Genomic DNA, 6,000 nt, shown 5'->3' on the forward strand with positions numbered 1-6,000 from the left:
TGGGTTTAACCCGGAAACAAAGACGGCTCCTCGGGCTAGCGTCCGCTTAAGATTGGCTCACGAGCGTGGGGTTGGCAGCGATGAACCAAGTCCATCAGAGGCCAAACAATGTGTTCCTCGGACTGCCACGGACTAAGAGCGGCATACTCCGTGCTTGACGCCCTACTCGCGAGCAGATGGACGAGGAGCGATGAGCGAGGAACGTGAAAGCGAAACGGATTCGGCACGTCAAAGGTTCGGTGCGGAACTTCGCAGAATGCGCGAAACTGCCGGTTTATCGCAAAGCTCTATCGCCGCCCGTTTGCGGGTAACTCAGACGCATATCTCGCGGCTCGAACTCGGTAAGCGAACCCCACACCTCAGCCAAGCGACAATCCTGGATGAAATTTTTCAATTAACGGAGAAGAAATACTTTGTCCGTCTATGCGAGCTCAGCAAGGAGTATCCACTCGGACCGGACTGGTACCTCCGTTGGGCTGAAGAGATCGAACCGGCGGCCCTCGTGCTCCGAAGTTGGGACCCGCTCCTAGTACCAGGCCTCCTCCAAACCGAGGCCTACGCCCGCCTCATCTTCACTGGAGCGGCCAACGCCACTCCCGAAGAAACAGAAGCCAGGGTGAGGGCCCGGCTTCAGCGCCAATCCCTCCTAGATCAAGAAAAACCGCCAGCGATCTGGGCCCTCATCGATACCTGGGTGCTCAACCGCCTCATTGGAGGACCGGCGGTCATGTGTCAGCAGCTGGACCACCTACTGGAGACATCCATCCGGTATAACGTGCACATCCAGCTCGTACCAGGAGAGACGGTGCCGTCCGCCGGCCTTTCCTCCGGCTTCGCACTTGCACAGCTGCCGGACGGAACGGCTGTCGTTTCCATCGAATCGGCCGGTCGAGGAGAAATCAGCACAGACCAGCAGCTGATCACACACGTATGGGGTGCATATGACAAGATACGAGCCGAAGCACTTCCCTTAGCCCGATCCGTCGAAATGATCAAGGAAGCGCGCGACAAATGGAGCAGCAGATGATGGACCTACGGCTGTCGCAGGTTAAATGGCAGAAGTCCCGCCGGTCTGGTTCAGAGGGCGGGAACTGCGTGGAGGTGGCACGCAACCTGCCGCATGCGGTGGGACTCCGGGACAGCAAGAACCCCGCACCGGTGGTCATCGTCCAGTCCGAGGGCTGGTCGGCGTTCCTGAGTGGGGTACGGGGCGACGCGTTCGAGGGGTGAGCGCACCACCCGGCGTCGCTGGCACCGTGCGGCGGGCGGAGCCGGGTGAAGCGCACCGGCGGGCGGCGCGCGTTCCCTAAGATCTTGGCGTGCCCGGTGTCGGTGTCAGGAGTGCGCCCTTCATGCGAGAACGTGTCCGGCGAGTGCTGGAGTCGGCGAGGTTCCAGCGGGCGATCATCGGGGTGATCGTGCTCAACGCGGCCACCCTCGGCGTGGAGACCGCGCCGAGGGCGGTCGCCGAGTACGGCATGCTGCTGCACGTCGTGGATCATGCCGCGCTGTACGTCTTCGTCGCCGAGCTGCTGGCCAAGCTGTACGTCTACCGGCTGCGCTTCGTCCGCGACCCGTGGAACGTGTTCGACGCCCTGATCATCGGGGTGTCGTTCCTGCCGACCGCCGGCGGGCTGTCGGTGCTGCGCGCCCTGCGCGTGCTGCGGGCGCTGCGACTGATCTCGGTGGTGCCGAGCCTGCGCCGGGTGGTGTCGGCGCTGCTGGGCGCGGTGCCCGGCATGTCGTCCATCGCCGTGCTGCTGGCGCTCATCCTGTACGTGGCGGCGGTGATGGGCACCCGGCTGTACGGCGCGGCGTCACCCGAGTACTTCGGCGACCTGCCGACCTCACTGTTCACCCTGTTCCAGACGATGACCGGGGACGGCTGGTCGGACGTCAACCGAGACGTGATGCGGGTCCATCCCTCGGCCTGGGTGTTCTTCGTGCTGTTCGTCCTGGTGTGCACGTTCGTGGTGCTCAACCTGTTCATCGCGGTCGTGGTGAGCGCGATGGAGGACGAGCACCGGCGCGAACGCGACCCCGAGCCGGCCGTCACCGAGTCCGCGCCGGCGATCGCCGCCGAGCTGGCCGCGCTCCGCGCGGAGATCGCCGCTCTCCGCGAGGCGCTCCCCGCGCGCCCGGCCGTCTCCGGGGACGCGCTGACCGGCGCGAACGGCGCGGCTCGCTAGTGCCTGGTCAGCCCCCCGGCCGGACCCCCCGGAAGGTGCGGCGGTAGGCGTCCGGGGGGACGCCGAGCATGCGGTGGAAGTGGCGGCGCAGCGTCGTCGCGGTGCCCATGCCCGCCGCCGAGGCGATGGCGTCGACGCTGTCGTCGGTGACCTCCAGCAGTTCCTGCGCGCGGCGGATCCGCTGGGTGAGCAGCCACTGCAGCGGCGTGGTGCCGGTCACCGACCGGAAGTGCCGGGCCAGGTGGCGCGAGCTCATGTTCGCCCGCCGGGCCAGATCTTCGACGGTGAGCGGCTGGTCCAGCCGCCGCATCACCCAGGGAAGCAGCTCGGCCAGCGGGTGGCCGTCCCGCTCGGGCACCGGCGTGCTGACGAACTGCGCCTGGCCACCCGCCCGGTGCGGCGGCACCACCAGGCGGCGGGCGACCGCGTTGGCGATTACTGAACCGTGGTCGCGGCGGACCAGGTGCAAGCACAGGTCCATCGCCGCGGCCTTGCCCGCCGAGGTGAGCACCTGGCCGTTGTCGACGTACAGCACGTCCGGGTCGACCCGCACCCGGGGGTAGCGCGCGGCCAGCGCCTCGGTGTGCGCCCAGTGCGTGGTCGCGCCCAGCCCGTCCAGCAGGCCGGCCTCGGCGAGCACGAAAACGCCCGTGCACAGCGAGACCACGCGCGCCCCGGCGTCGTGGGCGGCGCGCACCGCCTCGACCAGGTCGGCCGGCGGATCCCCGTCGATGTCCGCCAGCGCGGGGACGATCACGGTGTGCGCGTGCGCCAGCCGGTCGAGCCCGCCGTCCGGCTCCACCAGGAACCGGCCGATCCGGGCCGGGCGCGCGCCGCAGACCGTGACGTCGTACCAGGGACCCGGCACGGCGTCCGGAGCGGAGCCGAAGACCTCGTAGGCGAGGCCCAGCTCGAAGTGCAGCATCCCGTCGGTGGCGGCGACCGCGACGGAGTAAGGGCCCGAAGTCATGTCGGGAATTGTACGGGTATCGGCGTTCCGGACACTAGGCGTTGACCCGCCGGCCCGGCAGGCTTTCCGCAGCACATCACTTCGGCAGGTGGGAGCGGACATGAAGCAGGCGCGGAACGTGGCGGTGTACGGCGCCTACGGGCACACCGGGCGGTTCGTGGTGGCGGAGCTGCGCGACCGCGGATACGTTCCGCTGCTCCTCGGCCGAGATCCGGAGAAGTTGCGGGCGCTGACCGGGCTCCACCCGGGGCTGGAGAGCCGCCAGGCGCCGGCCGACGATCCGGCCGCACTGGTCCGCGCGCTGGCCGGTACGGACATCGTGATCAACTGCGCCGGGCCGTTCGCCTCGACCGCCCTCCCGGTGGCCGAAGCGGCGCTGCGCGCCGGCATCCCGTACGTCGACGTGGCGGCCGAGATCGAGGCGAACCTCGACACGTTCACCCATCTGGCGGAGCGCGCCCGCGCCGCGGACGTGCTGGTCGTCCCGGCGATGGCCTTCTTCGGCGGCCTGGGCGACCTGCTGGTCACCACGGCGATGGGCGACTGGACGGTGGCCGACGAGGCGCACGTCGCCTACGGGCTGAGCAGCTGGCACCCCACCGCCGGAACGCTCGCCGCGGGCACGGTCTCGGCGCGGCGGCGCGGCGGCCGCCGGGTCCGCTTCACCGGCGGGCGGCTGGCGTACCACGATGACGCGTTGCCGACCCTGGAGTGGCCCTTCCCCGCTCCGCTCGGCCCGCAGCGGGTGATCGCGGAGTTCACCATGGCCGACGTCGTCACCATTCCCAGCCACCTGACGATCCCCGAGGTCCGCACCTACATGACCGCCCAGGCCGCCGCCGACCTGTCCGCCCCGAACCCCGCGCCGCCGGCCGCCGTCGACGAGCGCGGCCGCTCCGCGCAGACCTTCATCATCGACGTCCTGGTCCGCGCCGGTGGCCAGGAACGCCGGGTGACCGCCGCCGGCCAAGACATCTACGCCATCACCGCGCCGCTCGCGGTCGAGGCCGCCGACCGCATCCTCACCGGCCGCACCAAGGCCACCGGCGTCGCCTCCGCCGGTGCCGCCTTCGACGCCCCCGACTTCCTCCGCGCCCTATCCGGCCACCTCTCCCTGCACACCCCGGCCACCACCCGCACCTGACGCCCCTGCTCGTCTGCCCGCCTCCCGCACGTCATCGTCGTGGCCGCACTTCTGAACGACTGATCACCCGCAGTGCTCTCGATTAAGGAACGCGATCAGGTCTTCCTCCTCGGCAGCCGTCCGCGATCCCATATTCCGATGGGCCAACCCACGAAGTGTGGGCGAGCGATAAGGCTTGGGAAGAACGACCGTTCCGATGCTGTCCTGCCATACTGTTCCTACGATGAACACCGACCCGTCCACGGCCGACATGGAAAATCCTGGATGACCGTATCCTGAGCCAAGAATACCCGATGCGGCTCCTTGACCTGCGAGATCCCAGTCGTCGGCTAGTTCCACCAATCCCCACATGGATTGCCACCATACAGGGTCTTCCCAGTCATGAGCCTCCTCCCGCGCCTGATCGAAGACCGGGTCTATAGCCGGACTCAGCGCTACCAGGAAACTTCGATCCGCTGCGAAAAGCCCGAATTCGGTCGCAATTTCGTACCAGTCGGCATTGAACTTAACGACGCGATCAGGGTCAGGGAGCTTGACAATCCTGTCGCGTCGCCCTTCCTCGGGGCCGCAAGACGTGACCATTCCCGCTAGAAAAGCAGGAATTCCCGTCCCGTACCTGAGGTGAAGGAATCTCATTCCAAAGCTCGCCATGAGCCCCGCCGTCAATTCCTCGTTCAACACTGCCCTCCACCCCATGGTAATCATCAGCGTTGAAGCTGCGTGATCTCATTATATTTGTGCCCCCGTCCTTCCTCGGGCCGACTCAGAACAATGGACGCGGCCACATTGGCAGCAAAGCCCAGAAGCGAGTTCAGCCTGGACGGCCGGCCGGCACCGTCAGGCGTCCGCCCGCTTCACCGCATCGGCCTGCTGGTTGATGTCTTCGACGAACCGTTGGATTTCGGAGGCGTCCCACCCGAAAAAATACTCGATCTCCTAGGGCGAATTCCGGGTCAGCGAGTCGATCAGGCTCGAGACGATGAGCGTCAACTCCCGATCAGAGAGCTCCCACTGATATTGCGAGTTCTTCCCCGCACCCAGGGTGGCCATTGTCACTTATCCTTTCTCTCTAGCGTACCAGGAAAGCGAAGTTCTACTTTTCCCGCCCGAGTCACGGCGACCGGTAGACCCAGGCACGCTTCCGGTCAATAGAATACTCCGTCGCAGAACGACTCTTGATCAGGCGGCGTGATGCCGGCGGAAATTCGGATTTCGCCTAACAGACTACGCGAGCGCTTTCGGTCCCGCTCCCAGACAGGATTACCGCCTAGCGCTTCATAAGCTCATAGTCGATGACTGCCGGGGATTGCGCGTAGTTCCCGTAGGGTCGACTCGCCTTTACTTCGCATGCCTGCCTCGTCGAGGCCGCCTACCTCCTCGAGGATGCGCGGGTCCGCGCAGTAGTCGTCCACCGCGGCGAACAGACCGTCTAGCGCCCTGAACAGCTCGTCCTCCCACTTGGTCGGATCGGTCTTGTACAGCTTCAAGAACATCACTTCGAATTCGGCTCCCGTCAACCTGTGCTCGATGAAGGCACTCACCAGCACCACGTAAGGCGCAAGCTCGTGCCGCCATCCTTCGAACTCCCACCAATAGGACTTGTCCACCCGGAACCCTCCTGCCTTCGAATCAGTGACCTGCGCCGGCACAGGACGACTCGCACAGGCCGTCAACAGAAGAGTGCGGGTGAAGTCAGT

The 6,000-nt window shown here is 66.5% G+C and carries 7 protein-coding genes; 4 read left to right on the plus strand and 3 right to left on the minus strand.

Annotated elements, in window-relative coordinates:
• Positions 1 to 190: 190 nt before the first annotated feature.
• The 3 genes from Sru01_RS11055 to Sru01_RS11065 all read left to right on the plus strand — a co-directional run bounded on the left by Sru01_RS11055 (position 191) and on the right by Sru01_RS11065 (position 2,189).
• A complete protein-coding gene (locus tag Sru01_RS11055; protein ID WP_203984009.1) occupies positions 191 to 1,027 on the plus strand; it encodes a helix-turn-helix domain-containing protein in 837 nt (278 codons plus the stop codon).
• Positions 1,012 to 1,230 (plus strand): DUF397 domain-containing protein, encoded by a 219-nt coding sequence (locus Sru01_RS11060; protein WP_239137272.1) that lies wholly within the window; start codon positions 1,012 to 1,014, stop codon positions 1,228 to 1,230. The genes Sru01_RS11055 and Sru01_RS11060 overlap by 16 nt, the downstream gene beginning before the upstream one ends.
• Before the next feature lie 122 nt (positions 1,231 to 1,352).
• A complete protein-coding gene (locus Sru01_RS11065) occupies positions 1,353 to 2,189 on the plus strand; it encodes an ion transporter (protein ID WP_203984011.1) in 837 nt (278 codons plus the stop codon).
• Positions 2,190 to 2,196: 7 nt separating this feature from the next.
• Here Sru01_RS11065 and Sru01_RS11070 read toward each other — a convergent pair whose 3' ends face one another.
• Positions 2,197 to 3,159, minus strand: a complete 963-nt coding sequence (locus Sru01_RS11070; RefSeq protein WP_203984013.1) for a helix-turn-helix domain-containing protein — start codon at positions 3,157 to 3,159, stop codon at positions 2,197 to 2,199.
• 100 nt (positions 3,160 to 3,259) lie between these two features.
• Between Sru01_RS11070 and Sru01_RS11075 the strand changes: the two genes are divergently transcribed.
• On the plus strand, positions 3,260 to 4,303 hold the full coding sequence (locus tag Sru01_RS11075) for a saccharopine dehydrogenase family protein (RefSeq protein ID WP_203984015.1): 1,044 nt from the start codon (positions 3,260 to 3,262) through the stop codon (positions 4,301 to 4,303).
• A gap of 63 nt (positions 4,304 to 4,366) precedes the next feature.
• On the opposite strand, the gene Sru01_RS11080 is transcribed toward Sru01_RS11075, so the two are convergent.
• Both Sru01_RS11080 and Sru01_RS11085 read right to left on the minus strand, forming a co-directional pair.
• Positions 4,367 to 4,981: a hypothetical protein gene (locus Sru01_RS11080; RefSeq protein ID WP_203984016.1), complete on the minus strand. Its 615-nt coding sequence runs from the start codon at positions 4,979 to 4,981 to the stop codon at positions 4,367 to 4,369.
• A 605-nt stretch (positions 4,982 to 5,586) separates the two neighbouring features.
• Positions 5,587 to 6,000 (minus strand): colicin immunity domain-containing protein (locus tag Sru01_RS11085; protein ID WP_203984017.1); only part of this gene is annotated, 414 nt, incomplete at its 5' end.

Origin of the sequence: Sphaerisporangium rufum (assembly GCF_016863395.1) — a bacterium.
Lineage (GTDB): Bacteria > Actinomycetota > Actinomycetes > Streptosporangiales > Streptosporangiaceae > Sphaerisporangium > Sphaerisporangium rufum.